This is a genomic window from Polaribacter sp. L3A8, assembly GCF_009796785.1.
Taxonomy (GTDB): domain Bacteria; phylum Bacteroidota; class Bacteroidia; order Flavobacteriales; family Flavobacteriaceae; genus Polaribacter.
Genome location: NZ_CP047026.1, coordinates 1,347,220 through 1,369,740, shown reverse-complemented (window position 1 = coordinate 1,369,740; position 22,521 = coordinate 1,347,220). Strand labels below are relative to the sequence as shown.

General features: G+C 30.2%; 18 protein-coding genes. 15 read left to right on the top strand and 3 right to left on the bottom strand.

The window, feature by feature from the left end; genetic code table 11:
* The first annotated feature begins 2 nt into the window (after window positions 1–2).
* Entirely contained in the window at window positions 3–707 is a 705-nt protein-coding gene (locus GQR92_RS05455) for a DUF4197 domain-containing protein (protein ID WP_158838167.1), read from the top strand.
* 90 nt (window positions 708–797) lie between these two features.
* Here GQR92_RS05455 and GQR92_RS05450 read toward each other — a convergent pair whose 3' ends face one another.
* Complete coding sequence (locus tag GQR92_RS05450; RefSeq protein ID WP_158838166.1) at window positions 798–1,580, bottom strand: ABC transporter substrate-binding protein; 783 nt, start codon at window positions 1,578–1,580, stop codon at window positions 798–800.
* Window positions 1,581–1,584: 4 nt separating this feature from the next.
* Window positions 1,585–2,400, bottom strand: a complete 816-nt coding sequence (gene pyrF / locus GQR92_RS05445; RefSeq protein WP_158838165.1) for an orotidine-5'-phosphate decarboxylase — start codon at window positions 2,398–2,400, stop codon at window positions 1,585–1,587.
* Window positions 2,401–2,502: 102 nt separating this feature from the next.
* On the opposite strand from pyrF, the gene GQR92_RS05440 reads away from it, so the two are divergent.
* From GQR92_RS05440 to GQR92_RS05415, 6 genes are all read left to right on the top strand, one after another.
* Window positions 2,503–3,003: a TlpA family protein disulfide reductase gene (locus GQR92_RS05440; protein ID WP_158838164.1), complete on the top strand. Its 501-nt coding sequence runs from the start codon at window positions 2,503–2,505 to the stop codon at window positions 3,001–3,003.
* Between the two features lie 115 nt (window positions 3,004–3,118).
* Window positions 3,119–3,877 carry a triose-phosphate isomerase gene (gene tpiA, locus GQR92_RS05435; protein WP_158838163.1) on the top strand — a complete coding sequence of 253 codons (759 nt, stop codon included), beginning with the start codon at window positions 3,119–3,121 and terminating at the stop codon, window positions 3,875–3,877.
* 80 nt (window positions 3,878–3,957) lie between these two features.
* Window positions 3,958–4,794, top strand: a complete 837-nt coding sequence (gene prmA, locus GQR92_RS05430; protein ID WP_158838162.1) for a 50S ribosomal protein L11 methyltransferase — start codon at window positions 3,958–3,960, stop codon at window positions 4,792–4,794.
* A gap of 10 nt (window positions 4,795–4,804) precedes the next feature.
* Window positions 4,805–5,080: an ATP-dependent Clp protease adaptor ClpS gene (locus GQR92_RS05425; RefSeq protein WP_158838161.1), complete on the top strand. Its 276-nt coding sequence runs from the start codon at window positions 4,805–4,807 to the stop codon at window positions 5,078–5,080.
* A 2-nt stretch (window positions 5,081–5,082) separates the two neighbouring features.
* Complete coding sequence (locus tag GQR92_RS05420) at window positions 5,083–5,355, top strand: hypothetical protein (RefSeq protein WP_158838160.1); 273 nt, start codon at window positions 5,083–5,085, stop codon at window positions 5,353–5,355.
* A 103-nt stretch (window positions 5,356–5,458) separates the two neighbouring features.
* Window positions 5,459–5,656, top strand: a complete 198-nt coding sequence (locus tag GQR92_RS05415; protein WP_158838159.1) for a hypothetical protein — start codon at window positions 5,459–5,461, stop codon at window positions 5,654–5,656.
* Between the two features lie 726 nt (window positions 5,657–6,382).
* Here the strand turns inward: GQR92_RS05415 and GQR92_RS05410 are convergent.
* Window positions 6,383–6,979, bottom strand: a complete 597-nt coding sequence (locus GQR92_RS05410; RefSeq protein ID WP_158838158.1) for an RNA polymerase sigma factor — start codon at window positions 6,977–6,979, stop codon at window positions 6,383–6,385.
* Between the two features lie 118 nt (window positions 6,980–7,097).
* Here GQR92_RS05410 and GQR92_RS05405 point away from each other — a divergent pair, with 118 nt between their 5' ends.
* From GQR92_RS05405 to GQR92_RS05370, 8 genes are all read left to right on the top strand, one after another.
* Window positions 7,098–8,270 (top strand): FecR family protein, encoded by a 1,173-nt coding sequence (locus GQR92_RS05405; protein ID WP_158838157.1) that lies wholly within the window; start codon window positions 7,098–7,100, stop codon window positions 8,268–8,270.
* 103 nt (window positions 8,271–8,373) lie between these two features.
* The gene (locus GQR92_RS05400) at window positions 8,374–11,733 is read left to right on the top strand and encodes a SusC/RagA family TonB-linked outer membrane protein (protein ID WP_158838156.1); all 3,360 of its coding nucleotides are present in this window, start codon (window positions 8,374–8,376) and stop codon (window positions 11,731–11,733) included.
* 11 nt (window positions 11,734–11,744) lie between these two features.
* Window positions 11,745–13,094, top strand: coding sequence for a RagB/SusD family nutrient uptake outer membrane protein (locus tag GQR92_RS05395; protein WP_158838155.1), 1,350 nt, complete (start codon window positions 11,745–11,747; stop codon window positions 13,092–13,094).
* Between the two features lie 572 nt (window positions 13,095–13,666).
* Complete coding sequence (locus GQR92_RS05390; protein ID WP_158838154.1) at window positions 13,667–17,125, top strand: SusC/RagA family TonB-linked outer membrane protein; 3,459 nt, start codon at window positions 13,667–13,669, stop codon at window positions 17,123–17,125.
* Between the two features lie 7 nt (window positions 17,126–17,132).
* Window positions 17,133–18,695, top strand: a complete 1,563-nt coding sequence (locus tag GQR92_RS05385) for a RagB/SusD family nutrient uptake outer membrane protein (RefSeq protein WP_158838153.1) — start codon at window positions 17,133–17,135, stop codon at window positions 18,693–18,695.
* Window positions 18,696–18,733: 38 nt separating this feature from the next.
* Window positions 18,734–19,558 (top strand): DUF4465 domain-containing protein, encoded by an 825-nt coding sequence (locus tag GQR92_RS05380; protein WP_158838152.1) that lies wholly within the window; start codon window positions 18,734–18,736, stop codon window positions 19,556–19,558.
* Between the two features lie 131 nt (window positions 19,559–19,689).
* Window positions 19,690–21,039, top strand: a complete 1,350-nt coding sequence (locus GQR92_RS05375) for a TlpA family protein disulfide reductase (RefSeq protein WP_158838151.1) — start codon at window positions 19,690–19,692, stop codon at window positions 21,037–21,039.
* Between the two features lie 405 nt (window positions 21,040–21,444).
* Window positions 21,445–22,521, top strand: coding sequence for a TlpA disulfide reductase family protein (locus GQR92_RS05370; protein WP_158838150.1), 1,077 nt, complete (start codon window positions 21,445–21,447; stop codon window positions 22,519–22,521).

The following is a 22,521-nucleotide window of genomic DNA, read 5'->3' as shown; positions in this document are numbered from 1 at the left end:
AGATGATAAAAAGAATTTTAATTTTAGTAATGGCAGTTCAGCTTGTGGGATGTGCTGAATTACAAAAAGTAGCAAATCAAGTTACACAAAGTACTGGTTTAAGTCAAGAACAAATAGGGAATGGTTTACGTGAAGCTTTAGATAATGGAATAAAAAACCAAGTTTCTAAGTTAACAGCAACCAATGGGTTTTATGGTAATGATTTGGTAAAAATTATGTTACCAGAAGAATTACAAGCAGTAGATAATGGTTTGCGTAAAATTGGTTTGGGTAATTTAGCTGATGAAGGAATTAAAGTTTTAAACAGAGCGGCAGAAGATGCGGTAAAAACAGCGACTCCTATTTTTGTAAATGCAGTAAAAGATATGTCTTTTGCAGATGCTAAAAACATTCTTTTAGGAGATCAAAATGCAGCAACAACGTATTTGCAAGGTAAAACTACAGAGAGCTTAACAGCTAGTTTTAGTCCTGTTATTAACAACTCTTTCTCTAAAGTAGGTGCAGATAAGGTTTGGAGTAACTTAATAAGTAAATACAATTCTATTCCTTTTGTAAATAAGGTAGATCCAGATTTAACTCAATATGTAACAAACCAAGCTTTAAAAGGTGTTTTTACAATGATTGAAGTTGAAGAAAAAGGAATTAGAGAAAAAGCAGGTTTAAGAACTTCTGCTTTATTGAAACAAGTATTTGCGTTGCAAGACTAACTTTTACTGAATAATAGGTATAAAAAAATCTCTTTATTTTAAAACAAAGAGATTTTTTTATTTAGCAAGGTTTTATAAACGAGTATTTTTTTAATGTAGGGTTTTAAAGTAATCGAAGGCTTTTAGCAATCTACTTCCGGTCCAAGAAAACATTTCTCCATCTACAAGTATCGCTTTTGCTTTAGAGGTGTTTTTTTCTGCTTCTAAGAGATGTTCTTCCTTAAAAGGAAAAGGTTCTGAAGACAATAAAACTAAATCAAGCTGCGTATTTAATTTCATTTCTTCCAAATCCACTTCAGGATAGCGTTCTTTATGCTGATAGATATTATCAAACTTGTTTAATTCTAGTAAATGATTGATAAAAGTTGTATTACCAACAGCCATCCAAGGATCTTTCCAAATAAAATAAACTACTTTTTTTATTGCTTTGTTTTTGATGAATTGCTTAAAATCAGTTAGTTTAAGACTGATTTCGGTAATCATTTCTAAAGCGTTACTTTCTACAGAAAATAGATTTCCGTATTGTTTTATAAGTGATAGATTATCATTAATAGTAAAAATATCAGAAACATGAGTAGGTGCAATTTTTTCGCAAATTGCTACAATTTCTTTGCTGTTTTCTTCCTTGTTGCAAAGAATGATATCAGGCTGTAAAGCCTTTATTTTATCAATATGAATATTTTTTGTACCACCAACAATTGTTTTGGTCTGTTTTAAATGTGCAGGATGTATACAAAACTTGGTAATACCAACAATTGCATCTTCTAAACCTAAATCTACCAATAATTCCGTTAAACTAGGTACAAGAGAAATAATCCGTTTTGGTGTTTTTTCTAACTCCAATATTCTGCCTATCTGATCTTGAACCTGCATTTAATTATTGATTTAAAATAGCTGACATTTCTTGTTGTAATTCTGCTGCTTTTGTAGCCGCTTTAGTTGCAAAATCTTCATTTTTAGAAGCGTAAATAATTCCTCTAGAAGAGTTAATTAGTAAACCTATATTTTCTGATAAACCATATTTACAAACATCTTGTAAATTACCACCTTGCGCACCAACACCTGGAACTAATAAAAAAGAATTTGGTACAATTTTTCTAATTTCTTTAAAGTATTCTGCTTTTGTAGCACCAACAACATACATTAAGTTCTCTGAGTTTTCCCATCCTTTAGAAGTTTCTAAAACCTCTTTATATAACTCTCTACCATTTACTTCTTTTGTTTGAAAATCGAAAGCACCTTCATTAGAAGTTAAGGCTAACATAATAGTGTGTTTGTTTTTAAAAGCTAAAAAAGGTTCTACAGAATCCTTACCCATATAAGGCGCAACAGTAACCGAATCGAATGCTAAATCTTCAAAGAAAGCTTTTGCATACATGGTAGATGTGTTGCCAATATCGCCACGTTTTGCATCTGCAATGGTGTAGATTTCTGGGTAATTACTATTTAAATACTGAATGGTTTTTTCTAGAGATTGCCAACCTTTAATTCCATACGCTTCATAAAAAGCAGTATTTGGTTTGTAGGCAACACATAAATGATGTGTAGCATCAATAATTGCTTTGTTAAATGCAAAAATAGGATCTTCTTCTTTTAAAAGATGCGATGGAATTTTGTTTAAATCCACATCTAATCCGATGCATAAAAATGAATTTTTCTTTTTAATTTGGGCAATAAGTTCTTGTGTAGTCATTGGTTTTTTAATAGTTACGCAAAAGTAGTTATTTTTGTTTTTAAATAAAGGCTAAGTTGTAAGTAATAGATATATTACAAGTCCAAAATTAAAAATAAATTTATGTTTAAAAAAATATACATTTTAGTTTTACTAACCATTTTTGTGAGTTGTAATTCAGAAAAACCTACGGAGTTTTCAGAAAAAGCTTTAAATGAAAAAGTATATAATTTAAATGATGAGGTTGCAACCTTTAAAGAAGTAATAGTACAACATAAAGGAAAAAAGATTTTAATTGATGTTTGGGCTTCTTGGTGTAGAGATTGTATTGCAGGAATGCCAAAAGTAAAAGCATTGCAAAAAGAATTTCCGGAGGTGGTTTATTTATTTTTATCTGTTGATGAAAAAAAAGGATCTTGGAAGAGAGGAGTGGAGCGTTACAATGTTATTGGAGAGCATTATAATTTGCCAAAAGGAATGAAAAAAGGAGATTTAGTCGATTTTTTAAATGTTAGTTGGATTCCGAGATATGTTGTTGTAGATGAAAACGGAGGGATTTCTTTATTTAATGCCACAGATGCTGCGGATAAAGACGTTATTGAGGCATTAAAAAAATCTATATAAAACGTTATCGTAACTATTTACTTTTCTAAGTGTTTTTTGTCTTTCCATTTCTTAAATTTACATCCAAATTAAAAAAAACATTAATAAGAACCTTTTAGGTGATAAAATAACAATTATGAGAACAAAAATAGTAGCAGGTAACTGGAAAATGAATAATGATAAGTCGGAAAGTAAAAAACTTATCAAAGATTTAAAAAAAGCAATTAAAAAAGAGAAGTTAAAAAATACTCGTGTAATTGTTGCTCCTACTTTTGTAAATTTATCTGCTTCTTTAAAAGCGGCTAAAGATTCTAAAATAGAAGTGGTTGCGCAAAATATGCACCAAGCTAAAAACGGAGCGTATACAGGAGAAATTTCTGCAGATATGTTAAAAGCAATCGGAATTAAAACGGTTATTTTAGGGCATTCTGAAAGAAGAACTTATTTTAATGAAACAGATGCGTCTTTAGCAGCAAAAGTAGATGCTATTTTAGCAAATGATTTAGAAACTATTTTCTGTTTTGGAGAATTGTTAGAAGATAGAAAATCTGATAACCATTTTGCAGTAGTAGAAAGCCAAATATCTAACGCATTGTTTCACTTAGAAGCAGATGCTTGGAAAAGTATTATTTTAGCGTATGAACCAGTTTGGGCAATTGGTACAGGAGAAACTGCAAGTGCAGAACAAGCACAAGAAATGCATGCTTTTATTAGAAGTATTGTAGCCAAAAAATACAATAAAGAAGTTGCTGATGAAGTGTCTATCTTATACGGAGGAAGTGTAAAACCAGCTAACGCAGAAGAAATTTTTTCTAAACCAGATGTAGATGGAGGATTAATTGGTGGAGCTGCTTTAAACGTAGATGATTTTACAGGAATTATTAAAGCTATTTAAGCATCGTATTTAAAGATATTTACAATAAATTTGCATCAGGATTTTAAAAATCTTGATGCATTTTTTTTACAAGAAAATTTATGGACAATATTTATATAGAATACAATTTTACAGTAACGCCAAAAGAACCTGGAACAGAAATTTTAATTGCAGAATTAGGAGAGGTTGGTTTTGAGAGTTTTGTTGAAAACGAAAACGGAGTAACAGCCTACATTCAGAAAGATGATTGGAGCGCTACCGTTTTAGAGGATATTTTTGTTTTAAATTCTGATGAGTTTTCTATAGAATACTATCAAAAAGAGATTGAGCAAACAAACTGGAATGCAGAGTGGGAAAAGAATTTTTCTCCTATTCAGGTAGAAGATGTGGTAAGTATTCGTGCTCCATTTCATGAGAATCCAAATTTAAAATATGATATTGTAATAGAACCAAAAATGAGTTTTGGTACAGGTCATCATGAAACTACACACATGATGGTGCAACACTTATTACAATTAGATTTAGAAAATAAAAAAGTATTAGATATGGGATGTGGAACCGGAATTTTAGCAATTTTTGCTGAAATGAAAGGGGCAAATCCTTTAGATGCTATCGATATTGATAATTGGTGTTATGAGAATTCAATAGAAAACGTAGAAAGAAATAATTGTAACAATATTTCAGTTTATGAAGGTGATGCATCTCTTTTAATCAATAAGAAATATGATGTTATTATCGCGAACATCAATAGAAATATTTTATTGATGGATATGAAAGTGTATGCGAACTGTTTAAATGATAAAGGTGTTCTTTTATTAAGTGGATTTTATCAAGAAGACATCCCTGTTATAGACGCAGAAGTTTCTAAATATGATTTAATATTAGAAACTTTTATTGAAAGAAATAATTGGGTTGCATTAAAATACAATAAATTGTAATTTTGTAAATATGAGTACTAAAGAAAAAATACAAGAAGATGTTGATGTTTTAGAGCAAGAAACGCATCAGCACGAAATAGTGTTGCATAATGATGATGTAAACACGTTTGATCATGTAATTGATTCTTTAATTGATGTCTGCGATCATACGTTAGTACAAGCAGAGCAATGTGCTACTTTGGTACATTATAAAGGAAAATGCACCGTTAAATCTGGTGAATATAAAGATTTAGAACCAAGATGCTCTAAGTTATTACAACTTGGTTTATCTGCAGAATTGGTATAAGTATGGAAAATGTTTTTAAATATTACGAGTTTTCACCTTTCTTTTTAGATACTTCAGATACCTTTTCTGGTAATGAAATTTGTTTTACAGAATTAAATGCAACTCATTTTTTAATCTTTGAAAAAGATGGTGTTTCTTATAATTTATACGTATCAAGATATCAGCATAAAAAAGATGTTGGTACAAAATCTCCAGAAATACTAGAATTATTAGTAGAAAACTACGATAAGAGCATTCCTGCTCATCGCCTAATGATCAAGCAATACCTTCACTAAAGTACCATTCATCGAATAGATTTGTAAAAAAAGCTATTTTATTTTTTATTTGCAGTGACTTTTAAAACTAATAGGGGTCATATAGATAAGAGATGTTATAAAGATGGTTAAAAAAATTGTAGTATTATTTGTAGTATTATTTTTTGTTCTCCCAACAATAGGATTTGCACAAGCAGGCGGACCTCCTTCTATAGGACCTCCATCGCCTCCAGGTTTACCTATAGATGGTATAACAGGAGTGTTGTTTTTAATAGGATTAATATATGGATTTGTAAAGATCTTTAAAGATAGTAGTAGTTAGTTTTTATACTAAGTTTGGTTAGACGAAAAGGCCTTGAATTTTATTCAAGGTCTTTTTTATTTGTAAAATTAGAAGTGTCACGATTATTGGCTTGATTGCCTAATAGTCTTACATTAAAAAAAGAAGGTAAATAAAAAAAAGTAATTTCCAAATCACTCAAAAGTACTAGTTTTAGAGCTCAAGATGTTAGGATGTAAAGAAACTTATAGATTTAAATAGAAGCAGAATGTTGTGGGGATTAAAATTTGATGATCCTAGGGCGTTTTCTGATGTTATTAATAGGATTAGCATAATATTTATAAAGTTAGTTGTTAAGTTGAATTTTGGCTGTTAGAAGCGTTCTTTAATATTGTTCTGATATTTTAATTTTTTTGAGCTATAAAAGGTGAAATTATCGCTCATTTTTTAAGTGCATTCGAACTATATAATATAGCTGATAGCACATATTAACTGGAAAAGGTTCTTAAAAAAATACCCCAATTTTACGTTTAATAAATAATGGACTGTTTGCCTTGTATTGTAATTTTTTTTTATGAGCTTATAAAATTTATATCAAACTAAATAAAAAAATAAGATAAAGAATTGGTGTTTCTGTTATCACTTTGTATGAAGGAATATCAATAAAAAGATTACAGGGCAATAAAAGTTTGCCGTATTGGTAATTATTAATTTAGAAAGAAGTTTTTTACAGTAATTACCCTAATTATTTAGTACTGTAAAGAATTACTAAGATTTGCGTAAGGCTCCATTATTACCACCGTATAATAAAAATAAAATACTATTCATTTTAAGTCCTACTTTTAATCTTAAAATAGAAAAAGCCTTTGTCATGTGAGCTTCTACTGTTTTAAGGGAGACATTTTTATATTCTGCAATTTCAATATTTGTTAAACCTTCTTCTTTGCTTAAGAGAAATGTTTCTTTACATTTCTTTGGGAGGTTCTGAATCTCTTGTTTAACATCGGCTATTAATTTATCAAATGAAGTATCGTCGTCTTCAACGAATGTTAAAATGGTGTCAATATATTTTTTATCCAAAGGGAATATCTTTTTTTGTTTGCGATATTGATCTATAAATTCATTGTAAACAGATTTGTATAGATAGCTGTTGATGGATAAATCTGTTTTTAGTTTTTCACGATTTGTCCATGTTTTTAAAAAGACATTTTGTACAATGTCTTCTGCCGTATCATGGTCGTGGATTAGTCCATATGCATAAACACATAATTTCTGATGATAAGTATCTACCAAAAATGTATAAGCTTTGGGGGCGCCTTTTTTAAGAGCTTCAATAAATAGATTATTGTTCGTATAAGAGTGCATTTATTGTTAAATAGATTGAGGATTATTGTTGTTATTTGCGCAAAGTATAAAAATAAATTAAAAAAAAGTTAGGGTATTGTTAATTTTGTGCGTTATATATAAAAATAATAAAAATAAAATGATTATTTCGGAAGACGAAAACTTAATTATAAAATATCTTACCAATCAAATATCTATAGCAGAATTAGAAAAATTAGAGCTTTGGATTAAAGAAGGTAATAATGAAGAGGTGTTTAAAAGTTATGTTAAAGTAAATTTTGCAATTGACTATAGTACAAAAGAGTTTAGTAAACATAATACAAAAAAACAGTTATTAGAAAAAATTAATAAAGATAAAAAGGTTTTTAGAATGAAATCTTATTATCGCATTAGAAGAATTGTAGCTGCTGTATTAGTTATAGGGCTTTTTATAGGGACTTATTTTTTTAAGGACACTATTGTTTATAACATCTTAAATAAAAATGTGGGGGTTATCAATAAAATAAAAACGGGGACTGATAAAGCTGTTTTAACTTTAGAAGATGGCACAAGTGTAGCCTTAGAAAAAGGAACTAAATACACAAAGGATAACGTAAAAAGCAACGGAGAAAAAATTATTTACAAGTATAAAGAACAAAAAACAAAAGAGATAGTTTACAATTATTTAACAATACCAAGAGGAGGTCAGTTTTTTGTTAGTTTGTCCGACGGAACAAAAGTTTGGCTAAATTCAGCATCAAAATTAAAATATCCAGTTAATTTTATTGAAGGGGAAACTCGAATTGTAGAATTGGTGTATGGAGAAGCTTATTTTGAGGTGTCATCAAGCATAAACCACAATGGATCTAAATTTAAGGTATTATCTAATTTACAAGAAATAGAAGTTTTAGGTACAGAGTTTAATATTAAAGCATATTCTGATGAAGATTTAATTTATACCACCCTTCTTAAAGGAAGTATTGCGTTGTATAATTTTAATAAAAAAAATATTCTAAAACCTAGCGAGCAGGCAGTACTTGATACTAAAAAAAATAGTTTAATTATTTCTACACAAGTTGATGCTTACTCTGAAGTAGTTTGGAAACGTGGTTTGTTTAGTTTTAAAGACAAAACTCTAAAAGAAATAATGAAAGTTCTTTCTAGATGGTATGATGTTGATGTTGTTTTTGAAGATAAAAGCTTAGAAGATGTTAAATTTAAAGGGGTTATAAGTAAAAATCAAAACCTTGCAGATATACTATTACTAATTAAAAAAACTAAATATATAAAGAATTATGAAATAAAAGAAAACACACTAATTTTAAAAAAGTAAAGGGAGCAAAGTATTAGACCGTTCAAAGAAGAAACTTTATCTCCTTTTGTAATTATTAATTAATTAAACCAAAATGATTAAATAACTAAAAACGTATAAATTTATGGAAATTAAATTAACTAATATTCTTTTTTCACAAGGAAGAAAACTATTACTAATCATCATGAAAACCTTCATTTTATTATTTTGTGCTACGGTTTTTGGTTTTACACCAAATAACGTTTTGTCGCAAAACGCCAAAATTAAAATTGATAAGAATCAAACCATTACTGTTGATGAGGTTTTTGATATCATCATGAAACAAACTGATTATACTTTTATATATCAAGTAGATATGTTTAAGGGTTTTCCAAGCGTAACCTTAAATAAAGGAAAAATTAGGGCTAATGACTTGTTATTAAAGTCCTTAGCAAGAGATAAGTTCAATTTCGAATTAACAAATAAAAACACTATAGTTATTACAAACAAACCTAGTAAATCTATAGTTCAAGAACCTATTAAAGGTCAGGTTACTGAAGAAAACGGAGGTCCTTTACCAGGAGTTACTATTTTAATAAAGAGAAACAAAAGAGGAACAACTACTGATATTGATGGAAATTATAAAATTGCAGCAAATATTGGCGATGTTTTAGTATTTCAATATTTAGGAAAAAAAAATAAAGAAGTAGAAGTAACATCTAAAGATGCACCTATTAACATTGTATTAAAACCAGATGATGAATCATTAGAAGAAGTTGTGGTTGTTGGTTATGGATCGGTTCGTAAAAAGGATGTTACAGGTTCGGTATCATCAATCTCTAGTTCAGAAATTGCAAATATAACACCAACTACTTTTGAGCAAGCTATTGCAGCCAAAGCACCAGGTGTATTTGTTAAGCAAACAACAGGTCGTCCAGGAGAGGGCATTGTTATAAACATACGTGGTGTTTCTTCTGTTTTAGGATATAATCAACCATTATACGTAATCGATGGTATCCCTATTGATACGCATCCTAACTATGTAAGTGGTTATTCGTTTGATGCTGGGATTGGAAGTAGAGGAAATCCATTAGCATCTATTGATCCAGATGACATCCAAAGTATCGATATTTTAAAAGATGCATCTTCTGCAGCAATTTATGGTTCTAGAGCTGCCAATGGAGTAGTTATTGTAACTACTAAAAGAGGTCGTAAAAATCAAAAACCAACTATTTCTATAAATTCTTCACTAACAATAGATAAACCTTTGGAGTTGTATGATGTATTAAGTGCAGATGAATACAAATCTAATTTAACAATTGCAGCTCAAAATTTTTCTGGGAATAACTCTTTAAAAACAAGTATTTTAAATGATCCTAATTTTTTTCAAAACGGAAACACTAATTGGCAAAAGCAAATAACCCGTTCTGCGATGACTAAAAATTTTGGTTTAGGTATTTCTGGAGGAAGTGAAAAAAGTATCTATTCTTTTAATATTAATTTATCTGATCAGGAAGGAATTATTGATAAAACCGGATTTAAACGCTATAATATTCGAACCAATATTGAAACTAACTTTACTAAAAATTTTAAAGTAGGTACCAATTTAAATTTTACTAATTCACTTAATTACGGCAGTTCTGGATTGTTTGCTATACAAGATGCTATTAGGTATAGACCAGATTATAGCATCTACCAAGACAATGGCAGTTTTAATAATTATAATGGAGATCCTAATCCAGTAGCTACTTCTGGTAAAGATAGCAAAAGACATTCTAATAGCTTGTTGGGTAATATATTTGCCGAAGTAGACTTTATACCAGAACTAACTTTTAGAACACAGCTTAATGCGAGTTTATATTTAACAGAAAGCAATTTCTTTAACCCACCAACGGCATCGGGCAATGATGAGGCAACTCGATCTGAACGAAATGGACGTACATTTAACACTACGTTTGATAATACACTGACTTATAAGAAACTTTTTAATGATAAACATGCTATTAATGCACTTGTAGGTGCTTCTTTTTACAAAACAGAGGATCACTACTCTAATATTGGTGTTGAGGGATTTGCTAATTATGAACAAATTAATAACATAGGTTCAGCAAATGATATTACTAGTGCCGGTGGAGGAAATGCTTCTAGTGGTTTGGTGTCATATTTTACACGACTCAATTATAATTTTGATAGTCGCTATTATGCAACTTTTACATTTAGAGCAGACGAGTCTTCTAAATTTGGGCCTAATAATAGATGGGGAAAATTCCCTTCAGGAGCTTTAGCGTGGAATATTAGTAATGAATCTTTTATGAAAAGCATAACCTGGGTTGATAATTTAAAATTAAGAACTAGTTATGGGTTAACAGGTTTAGCAAATGTTTCTGATTTTTTGTATGATACTTTTTTTGGAGCAGGATATAGTTATGATGGCTTAAATGGTATTGCTCCTCTTGGTTTGCCTAATCCTGATATTAGATGGCAAAAAACAAAACAATTAGATGTAGCAATTGATTTTAGTTTTTTTGATGCTCGCTTAAATGGAACAGTTGGGTATTTTACTAAAAGAGTAGAGGATTTATTAATGAATAGACCCGTTCAGTTAGAATTAGGTTATAATAGCCAAAGTGCCAATGTAGGTATTATGGATAATAAGGGTATTGAGTTTCAGATAGATGCAGATATTATTAGAACACAAGATTTTACTTTTAACACCAGTTTTAATTTTACATCTATACAGAACAAAATTATCGATTTAGAAGGTGGTTTTCCTTTTTCTACAGGAGGAACTTCTTTAGTTGAAGAAGGTCAACCCTTAGGAACAATTAGAGGTTATAGAGTAGAAGGTATTTTTCAAACTCAAGAAGAAATAACTACTCTTAATAACGCTTCACCTACTGGCAGGTATCAATCCTCCGGAACCGCTCCTGGAGATTACATATTTAAAGATCTTAATGAAGATGGCGTTATAACTAGTACAGATACAGAAGTATTAGGATCTATTCAACCAGATTTTTTTGGAGGGCTTACAACAACTTTTCAATATAAAAGTTTTAGTCTATCCACACTATGGCAATACTCTTACGGAAACTCAAAAGTTTGGGAGGCTGCAGGTGTTTTAAAAGATATTAGAAATGTTATTAAAGATAATGTTCAAGATGCTTGGTCTCCAACAAATACAGATGGTACAAGACCAAGATTAGTATTAAATGATCCAAATAATAACGATAGAAGGTCAGACGCATTTGTACATGATGCATCCTTTGTCCGTTTAAAAAATGTTAGATTAGGTTACACCTTGCCAAAGGGCATAATTAAAAAGATAAACGCTAATAATATTAACATATACATGTCATTAAGTAATTTATTAACATTTACTAAATACCCAGGGTTAGATCCAGAAACAAGTAGAGATGATGGTAGACAAAGTTTCTTTAATTATACTGATGCTGATGAATATCCTTTGTCTAAAAGTTTTGTTTTTGGAATTAACGTACAACTTTAAAAAAAAATCACATGAAAAATTATCAGAATATCATCATAGTATTTATATTAACTTTTTCTATTTATTCTTGTGAGCTAGTTAATGTTACAGATATTGAGGCGCAAGATGTATTAACAGAAGAAACAGCAATTACAGACCAAATAGGAGCTGAGTTAGCGTTAGCAGGTACTTACAGTACCTTAAATGATGGTAATTTAGCCGTAACAGGTATTAATATATATCCCTTTTATATAGATACAGATCCTAAAGGATCTTCTAATGGGTATTCAACCAATAATGTTGATTCAGAGAATGGAACAATTGCACTGGTATATTCATCTTACTATAATCTAATTAACAGAGCAAATTACGTTATTAATATAGTGCCAGAACTAGAGGATAACTTATTTGAACCAGGTAAAAAAAATCATATTGTTGCAGAGGCTAGATTTTTAAGAAGTGTAATGAGTCTTTATCTTTTAAGAAGGTTTGGGCAATTTTGGGATTTAGAGTCTCCTTATGGTATTGTTTTAAGAGAAAAACAAGCGTCTACATTAGAGGTTTTACCAAGAAGTAGCGTGCAGGCATCTTATGATTTTATTTTAAGTGATTTAGATTATGCTATAGAAAATTTACCAGCTTCTAACGTTAGTTATCATGCTAATAAATTTGCAGCAAAAGGACTAAAATCTAGAGTGTTATTATATATGGGGAAATTTTCTGAGGCTGCTACTTTGGCTAACGATGTTATACTGAATAGTGGTTTTACATTAGAAAATACCTTTGCAGAGGTTTTTGAGAACGAATTTAATTCTAGTGAAGTTTTATTTTCAAACATTCATAGCGATACGGAATATAATGGTACCAGCGTAGGTTGGTGGTTGTACCTAAGTTTATCAGAATATTATGTAAATTTTGCTACTTCTCAAGGAGATACCAGATTAGATATTGTTAATTTCGAGCACCCAACTAGAGGGTATTTAAATGGTAAAGCGCCTTTTTTCTTTGATGGTGCCACTAATTATTATTTAAGACTGCCAGAAGTATATCTTATCTATGCAGAAGCTTTGGCAAGATCTAACGGAAGTCTAATAGATGTGGCTGCTGCTGTTAATACTGTAAGAAATAGAGCAGGTTTGCTTAATACTACAGCAAGCACAAGAGAGGAATTGATTGAAGCGATACGTGTTGAGAAATTTTTAGAATTAGTAGCAGAAGAGCAAGAACCTTGGTTTGATCTTGTAAGGTATGCAGATCTTGATGGTTTTGATATTTCTACCATAAAACCTCTAGTAACTAGTAAAAACCAATATATACTGCCTATCCCTTTTAATTCGGTTACTACTAGTAATAACGTTGTAGAGCAGAACCCAGGATATTAAAGTTTATTCAAAATAGTTTTTAAGTTAAATAGGTACGCAAAAATACCTGTTTAACTTAAAACTTAAAAATTGTATCCTAAAACAAAGGCATGTACAAATGGTGTGTGTAATTTTAGTTAATGTTTTATACATAACTAATGGGATAAGTAAAAAGAAACAATAGCTGTTTTAAGTAAGGTTTCTATTTTTTTCTTTTAACCAATTGACTGCTTTATAAATAGATAATTATTTAAAGTAGTTTAGAAACGTAGTTTGTTTGGTTTTAAAAACAGAACTCTAAAAGAAATAATAAACATCTTTTCTAGATGCTATGATGTTGTTTTTTGAAGATGATAACTCAAAAAAAAATAAATTTTAAGGAGTGATAAGTAAAAGTCAAAACCTTAAGAATATACTTTTATTAATTAAAAAAACCAAAATATATAAATGCCTATGAAATAAAAAAAATACACCGATTTTAAAAAAGTAAAGGGAACAAAGTATTAGACCGTTCAAAGAAAAAACTTTATCCCCTTTTGTAATTATTAATTAATTAAACCAAAAAGATTAACTAACTAAAAACGTACAAATTTATGGAAATTAAATTAACTAATATTCTTTTTTTATTAAGAAGAAAACTATTGCTAATTATTATGAAAACCTTCATTCTATTATTTTGTGCTACGGTTTTCAGTTTCACGCCAAATAACGTTTTGTCTCAAAACGCCAAAATTAAAATAGATAAGAATCAAACTGTTACTGTTGATGAAGTTTTTGATATCATCATGGAGCAAACTGATTATACTTTTATTTATAAAGTAGATCTGTTTAAAGATTTTCCAGATGTAACCTTAAATAAAGGAAATATTAAAGCCAATGATTTATTAGATAAAAGCTTATTATTTGCAGGTTTAAATTTTAAGCTGATTAATAAATCTACTATTGTTATTGAAGAAAAACCGATTTCAGTTAAAACACAACAAATTATCACAGGAAATGTTTCCGATTCATATAAAACACCTCTACCAGGTGTAACGGTTCTTCTTAAAAAAACAAACATAGGAGTTGCTACAGATTTTAATGGTAATTTTGAAATAAAAGCTAATATTGGAGATGTTTTAAAATTCTCTTATGTTGGTTATGAAACAAAAGAAGTTGTCATAGATAAAACGAAATTAAAAGTTCGTTTAATTGAGGACGTATCATCTTTAGATGAGGTTGTGGTAATTGGATATGGAACAACAAAAATAAAGGAAGCTACAGGAGCCATTAACTATATAAGCGCTAAAGAACTTAGTTCTGCTCCTGTACAAAATACGGTTCAGAGTGTTATTCAAGGTCGTGCTGCTGGTGTAAATGTAATGGTACAATCCTCTGCTCCAGATTCTCCTATAAGTGTAATTATTAGAGGGTCTTCATCATTATCTGGTGATAGCCAACCATTATGGGTAATTGACGGAGTTCCAGAATATGGAGCAGGAACAAGTGGTGATATTAGTAATACACTATATAATCTAAACTTAGATGATGTAGAAAGTATAAACATTTTAAAAGATGCTGCATCTGCAGCAATTTATGGTTCGCGTGCAGCAAATGGGGTTGTGCTTGTTACAACTAAAAGAGGTAAAAAAGGTTCTAAGCCTCAAATAGATCTTTCTATAACAACTTCTATTATAACACCTAATAGTGGAAAATATCGCTTGTTTAATAGCGAGGAGTACAAAGATCATATAATAAGTAAAACAGCTGATGAAATTTTAAACTCTAGTAGCTGGAGTACTAATGCTAAAATGATTTTTGATTATGATGCATTTTTAGCCTTAAATACTTCAACCCAGTATAATAGAGATATGTTAACTGTATTACCAGATGCTTTTGGTGATGGAGATACAAACTGGTGGGATGAAATAGTTCAACAATCAACAAGTCAAAGATATAATTTGGCAGTAAGTGGGGGTTCAGAGGCTACTAGGTACCGAGCATCATTAACTTATGGAAAAAATGATGGTGTTGTAGTTAATTCTTATTCTAAAAATTATGGACTAACCCTTAATTTAGATACCGATGTTTCTGATAAGTTTACTTACCGTTTAAATATGAGTGCAACATCTCGAGAAAGTCAAGGAAAAAATGGGGTGCTAGAAAAGATTACATCATTTAGACCAGATTTACCAGCATATAATGAAGATGGTACTTTTTATAATCCGGATAGTTATTTTAAAGAAAATCCATTAGTTAGTATAAATAATACTAACAAAGGCGTGTCAAATAATATGAGAATAAATAATTCTTTTATCTATAAACCACTATCAAATTTAACGCTTAAAACAAGTGCTAATATTAGTCTTAGTAATAGTACTTATAATACGTTTAATCATTCAGGTACTTCATATGCATCTAATAGAGGTGCTTATAGATCCCTTTCTAAAGGTAATGGTAATACTATGGTGTGGGAAAACATGGTTACTTATTTTGAAGAAATTAATGATCATAAAATTGATTTTACAGGTGTATATTCAATGGAACAATCAAAAAGCGATAGATTAACTGGCTCTGCTTATGATTATTTTGATGAAGAAAAATTAATTAGTTTAAATTATGGGACTAATTTTAACCGTCCTACAGAATCTTTTTCAGAAACACACATAGTATCTGCTTTAGGTCGTATAAGGTATGATTTTAAAAAACGTTATTTAGCAACTTTTACTTTACGTGCCGATGGTTCTTCTAGATTTGGAGACGGAAATAGTTGGGGGTATTTTCCTTCTGGAGGAATTGCTTGGTTAATAAGTGAAGAGCCTTTTATGAAATCTCTTCAAAAAACCATTCCATACTTAAAATTAAGAACCTCTTTAGGTAAATCTGGTTCGCAAAACGTAAGTGCCTACGGATGGAGAAAATTACTACAAGCAACGAACTCTTTTGAAGAAGGAGCCTTAGTTCCTGGTAGTAATATTGGTAACTCTAACCTGCAATGGGAAGAAACCAAACAATTAGATATTGGGTTAGATTTTGCATTATTAAATAATAAGCTAAGCGGTACACTAGGTTATTATGAAAGAACCATTGATAATATGATTTTCACCAAAAGGTTAGCGCCTTCTTCTGGCTACGCTACTACGCCATATAATGTTGCTTCCATTACTAATAATGGGTTAGAATTTGATTTAACATACAATATTATTCGTAAAGATGATATCTCTTTAAAAGTTAGTGCAAACATTGCAAGAAATTGGGGTAAACTTAATAAACTAGATGGTGTACTAGAATCTTTAAATTTCCCTACTGGTTGGGGTGCTACAAGTCAGGCAATTACAGCTACACCAGGAGAGTCTTTAGGTAATTGGTATGGTTTTCAAACAGCTGGTCGTTGGTTTGCTACAGCAGAAGAAATAATTGCTTTAAGGGAAAGAGCAACCACAGGATACTCTAATAATAAATATCTTCATACCGGAGATGTACCTGGAGGTTTGTATCCGATAGATCAAAATGGAGATGGTAAAATTGATATAGAAGACCGTGTAAAACTTAATAGCACTTTTAATCCTGTTGCTTTTGGTGGGTTTAGTATGCAATTTAGATATAAGGCATTTAGTTTAAATAGCCAATTTACCTATTCTTATGGAAATAAGAAATATTGGTATGCTATGCAAAGTTTAATTAATTCTAATCATTGGGATAACAAATTTGCTATTATAGAAAATGGGTATTCTTATACAGGAGATCCGTATTCTCAATTTCCAAGTAATCCAGTAAACTATAACTATCAATTTAATGAAAACTACATATTTGATGCTTCTTATATAAAACTAAATAATTTATCTGTAAATTATAATGTACCTAAAGATTTTCTTAAAAAAGGTATGATTTCTAAATTGGTATTTTCTTTACAAGCTACAAATGTGTTTACGATAACTAAATACCCAGGTATGGATCCTCAAGGAAATTGGGATTCTGAGTGGAATGGCTCATTTTTTGGGATGGGAATAGACAGAGGTATTTATCCTCCTGCAAGAGCATACAATTTTAATATGAAATTAACTTTTAAATAAAAAAAAGATGAAAAAAATATTATATTCTTTACTTACTTTTTTATGTATAGTCTCTTTTCAATCTTGTGAAAAATATTTAGATGTAGAACCTAAATATGATTATACTTATGATGCAGCCGTTACCAATTATACAAATGCACAAGCCATTGTTAGTGGTATTTATAAAACGATGCAACATAGATGGGTGGCTAGTGAGCTGTATCCCTCATTAACCTCTAATGGTGGTTTTCATCAATATTATGCTGCTAATGCAGCTGGTACTTTTGATCCAGACGGATATAGTCAAAAAAATATTTGGATTAATCTTTATAAGGTTTTAAATAGTACCAATATTGCCATTTTTGCGTTAAACCAATTAGAAGATGAAAAATACCCTTCTATAGAGGCTAAAAATGCTTTAATTGCAGAAGCACGTTTGTTAAGGGCTTGGATGCATACTCAAATATTTTGGTCATATAACAGGTATTGGGATGATGATGATAGTATCTATGGTTTATTGTATAAAGGAGAAGTGTCTTCTATTGATAATGAACAACAAGCAAGGTTAACTGTTGGAGAAAGCTATGCAAAACTTTTTGAAGATATTGATTTTGCAATTGAACATCTTCCTGCTTTTACAGATCAATTTCATATGTCTCAAATTTTAGCAAAATCTTTAAAAGCAAAACTTTTTCTATATCGTGGTAGAGATGGAGATTACCAATCTGCTCTAACTTTGGTTGATGATGTTTTATTAAACTTACCGGCAAATGTGCATATGGAGACCAGTGCTGGGGTTTTTCCTGAAGTATTAGAATCTTCTACAGGAGATACATATAACATTACTAGTTTTGAAGACAATAAAAGCTTAATGGGTGCATTGTATGAAAACTCTTGGGATTCATCAGAAAATATATTTGTTAGTTATTTAGAAGATGATGGAAAAAGATATAGCCCTGTTTCTGGTTTTACCTATTATTTACTAGGAGATGGTACAAGGTATACTTCTACAACACTAACTGGAGGGCTTAAAACCTTAGCCTTAAATATGATGGATGAAGATTTTAATAAATACCGTAAAGAAGTATTTATGGGGTGGAGTGATTATGGAACAAGAGGTGCTTATTGGTGTGTAGAAAAATTATGTAGAAAAGACAGGTATGAATTTCCTAATCAGAAATGGGCAACCTACTACTTACGTGTTCCTGAATTGTATTTAATGCAATCAGAATTACGTATGAGATTAAATCCAGCTGACGTTGTTAATAGTATGGCTCCGCTTAACCTAATGCGCCAAAACAGAGGTACAATAATGGTTGATGGAGTTGAAACTCGATTTTTACCAGATGTGGATACTAATGGTTTAACTTCTCAACAAGCTATGGATATTTTATTTAAAGAATATTTTCTAGAACTTGGGTTTGAAAACGGTAGCGAATATTTTGCAACATTGCGTTTTCAAATGGAAGATGGACGTGATTGGATTGAAGAATTAAACCCTAATATTAGTGAGTTTATGCGCTGTTGGCCTATTCCAGAAGTAGAAATTACAGCCAACCTAGAATGTAAGCAAAATTTTGGTTGGGAATAAATTTTAAAACTGAATATTATTAAATTAAAAAATAACAAATGAAAAATAATTTTATATATATACTTGTTTTATCAATAATTACGCTTTTAGGATGTGAAACAAAGTTCAATGATCCACTTCCTATTCCAAATGATATTACATTAAATGAATTAGATGAAAGTGTAGGTGTCTTTAATCATGTTATTCCTACTAGTAGCTTTACATCCGATGTGGCTACTTTTAACACCGTTAATAATTCAGACGGTTCTTATAGTGGGTTTGCATATTCTAATAGAAACTACGCTTCATATACTTGGACTACAACACAAACGGCTTTAGACTCTGTTATTTATAGTGTTTATACACATACTTATTTAAATAAAACAAAAACCTTTGCTGTAGCTCATGTTAAAGATGACGATGCCTTTATTACGTTTGAAAACCCTTCTGTAGTTGAACATGTTTTAATTGCAAATACAAGTTATAACTACTTATCTATGCAGTATGGAGATCCTTACGGAACAGAAGATTCTCCTAGACAAAATCCAAACATTAAAGCTAGTGCAATAGGTGTTTGGGAATTAAATACAGGTGGAGCAAAAAGACTTAATGAGGAAGGTGATTATTTAAAAGCTATTGTAAAAGGTTACAATGGAGATACTTTTACTGGTGAACTAGAATTTTACTTGGCCTCTTCTAGAGTAGACCCACTTTTTCCTACGAGAACATTTGTAGTTAGAGAGTGGATGAGATGGGATTTAACCGAATTAGGTGAAGTTGATAAACTCGTGTTTAATTTAGAAGGATCTGATGTAGATTCTGTAACGGGTGAGTTATTAACTCCTCCTTATTTTTGTTTGGATGGTATTCGTTTGGTGAGATAACAATTCCATAGAAAATAACACAAAACTTAAGGTTTTAATTTTAAAAAAAAGTTTCAAAATCTTTATTAAGTTACGTGAGAGCTTTTTTTGAACTTACGTAACTTAAATAAAGATAATTTATAATTTTAATTATGAAAATAACAAGTAATTATTTAAATATTATAGTAGTATGTTTCTTCACATTATTAATGTTTAGTTTTTGTACTTCTAAAGATAAATCTACAGCAACAGTAGAGCAGTTAACAGCGTTACATAATAACTTATTAGATATTATAAAAAGCAAGACCGCCGATAGCACTAAAACAGCTGCTTCAAAAAAAGTAATCGATAGCTTTTCTGAAGTTTTTTCATTTAACAAACTTAGTTTGTCTCAGATTAAAACTTTTAATGATGATGGAATATTATATAAAAGTAATGCGCTTAGAAAAGCTCTGCAAACACGATTGGCAGAACTAGCTAAATCTCCCGATATAGAAGGAGCTAAAGCAGCATCTATAGCAACAGTTAATTTTCCTATTGCAGAAAATGGAGATCAAAAAGATTATGATCAAAATATAAAATGGGCAGAAACCTATAAAAACTTTGTTAACCACCCTGCTATTGGGCAATTATTATTGCTAGAAGATAACATGTCAACCTCACCATTTGGGCGTTTACAATTTTTAAACCCTAAAGCCATTGGCGATTCTAACCTTTTACAAGAAATTGTAAAATTACTCGATATGCCTATGTCTAAAAGAGCAGCACATACCGCATTTATACTATTTAAAACAGCAAATGAAACCGAGGTAAAGCTTTCCGAAAATGACATACAGTATATTAGAAAAAAATGTCTTAAAGTAACTACAAATGCTATTACAGAAGAAGATATTAAAAAGAATACGAATATTGTTTCTAGAAAAAAATTCTTAAGTGGAGCTTATGCAAAACATATATTGTTAAACAACCCTGCTCCAGAACTTAACATAAACTGGATTAGCAAAGGAAATGAAACCGAATTATCAGATTTTAAAGGAAAAGTTGTTATTCTAGATTTTTGGGCTACTTGGTGCAGTCCTTGTATTGCAAGTTTTCCAAATATCAGAAAATTAGAAGAACGCTACAAAAATTATCCTGTAGAAATTATTGGGGTAACAAGTTTACAAGGGTATCATTTAGATAAAGAAAATAAAAAAAGAATTCCTGCTAAAGATCAACCTGAAATAGAATATGAAGGAATGCCTTCTTTTATGAAGTTTTTAGGCATGACTTGGAAAGTAGCATTTACTGAGCAAGAAGAGTTTAATCCTGATTTTGGTGTTACCGGAATTCCACATGTTGCAATCATAGACCCTAAGGGAGTTGTACGTTATAACATGTTACGTCCTTATCATGCGCCATATCTTGAGGCAGAAAAAATTGATAAACTTTTAGAAGAATCAGGCTTGCCATTTCCTAAAGACCCAATGACTAAAGAAAATTATAGCAACGTTAAAGATTAATTTAGAGAAGGTTTTAAGGTGGATGTTTAAAATAAATACAGCAGTTTGTAGTAATTAGCTACAAAGGATACAACCTGTATAAACATTACAAAAAACTAGATAAGTATAAGCAATTTTGTAAAGAATTCTGATGTTTTTTTTACAATGATACGAAGAAGTATGTATAAATAAATGCTGAAAAATCATGTGACTTCAAAAAAAGAGGTAGGCTTAAGTTATCAAATTTAATAAGAAGCAAGGCCTCTCTTTAAAGATTTAGAAAGTCAATTTATCAGTTTAAGTTCGATATAGTGAAGCTTGTGCTTAAGTTATAATTAAGAAATAGAAAACATGAAAAAAAAAATAATACAAGTCCAAATACACCCTAAGGTAATAAACTTAATTTTTATAATATTTTCATTGATTTTGCTTAATTGCAAAGAAAAAGCACAAAACAAATCACATGATTTTAAAGTATTAGTTCATATAGAAGGCGCTGATGACGAGTTGTTATCAATAACATATTTAGATATGGATGGCAAAAAGAAAAAGATAGAACAACAAGCTAATAAAGGACAGGTTGTTTTTAAAGGAGAGATTCTACATCCTAGTTGGGCGCGTTTCTATGGTAAAAAATCTAAAGCAAATGGATCATTCTTTTTAGAACCAGGAGAAATTAGTGTAAAATTAAATTCAAATTATCCATTCTTAAAAGCGGTAAAAGGCTCTACAGTTCATGACGAGTATATACGTTTCAGAAAATCAAGGACAGATTTAAAACAGGCATCAGATTCTTTATATGCAATGGCAAAACCATTAACTATGCTTAAAGATAAGGCCCAAGAACAAGAAACAAAAAGACAAAATTTATATGCTCAGATTGGTGAAATAGATGAAATTAAGAAACTAGATTATATCATGAAACATCCAGACTCTTATTTATCGTTAGCATTTGCAAGATCACTTTACACTTACGACCCTAAAGTAGAAGATTTAGAATATGTATATGGTTTATTGGGCAGCAGTATGAAATCTAAGTGGTTAGGAAAAGAACTATATAATTATAAAGAATTAACTAAAAAAGTAACTGTAGGTAGAAATCTACCAAACTTTACATTGCCAGACAGAAACGGAAACAAGGTTTCTTTAGAAGATTTTAAAGGTAAATATGTATTAGTCGATTTTTGGTATAGTGGCTGTCCGCCATGTATTGCTCAGTTTCCTAAACTTAAAGAATTGCATCAGGCCAATAAAGAAGTTTTTGAAATTGTAGGTGTTTCTCATGATGGTGAACGCCATAGAAATAAATGGTTACGTGTTTTAGATAAATTTAATACCACATGGACGCAAGTATTAGATGTAGACAATGCTGTTTGTAATGAATTTGGTATTCAAGCCTTTCCAAGTAACTTTCTTTTGGATAAATCTGGTAAAATAATAATGAAAAATATCTCAGAACATGAGGTAGAAAACTTTCTAAATAAAAACATTAAAAATAAATAA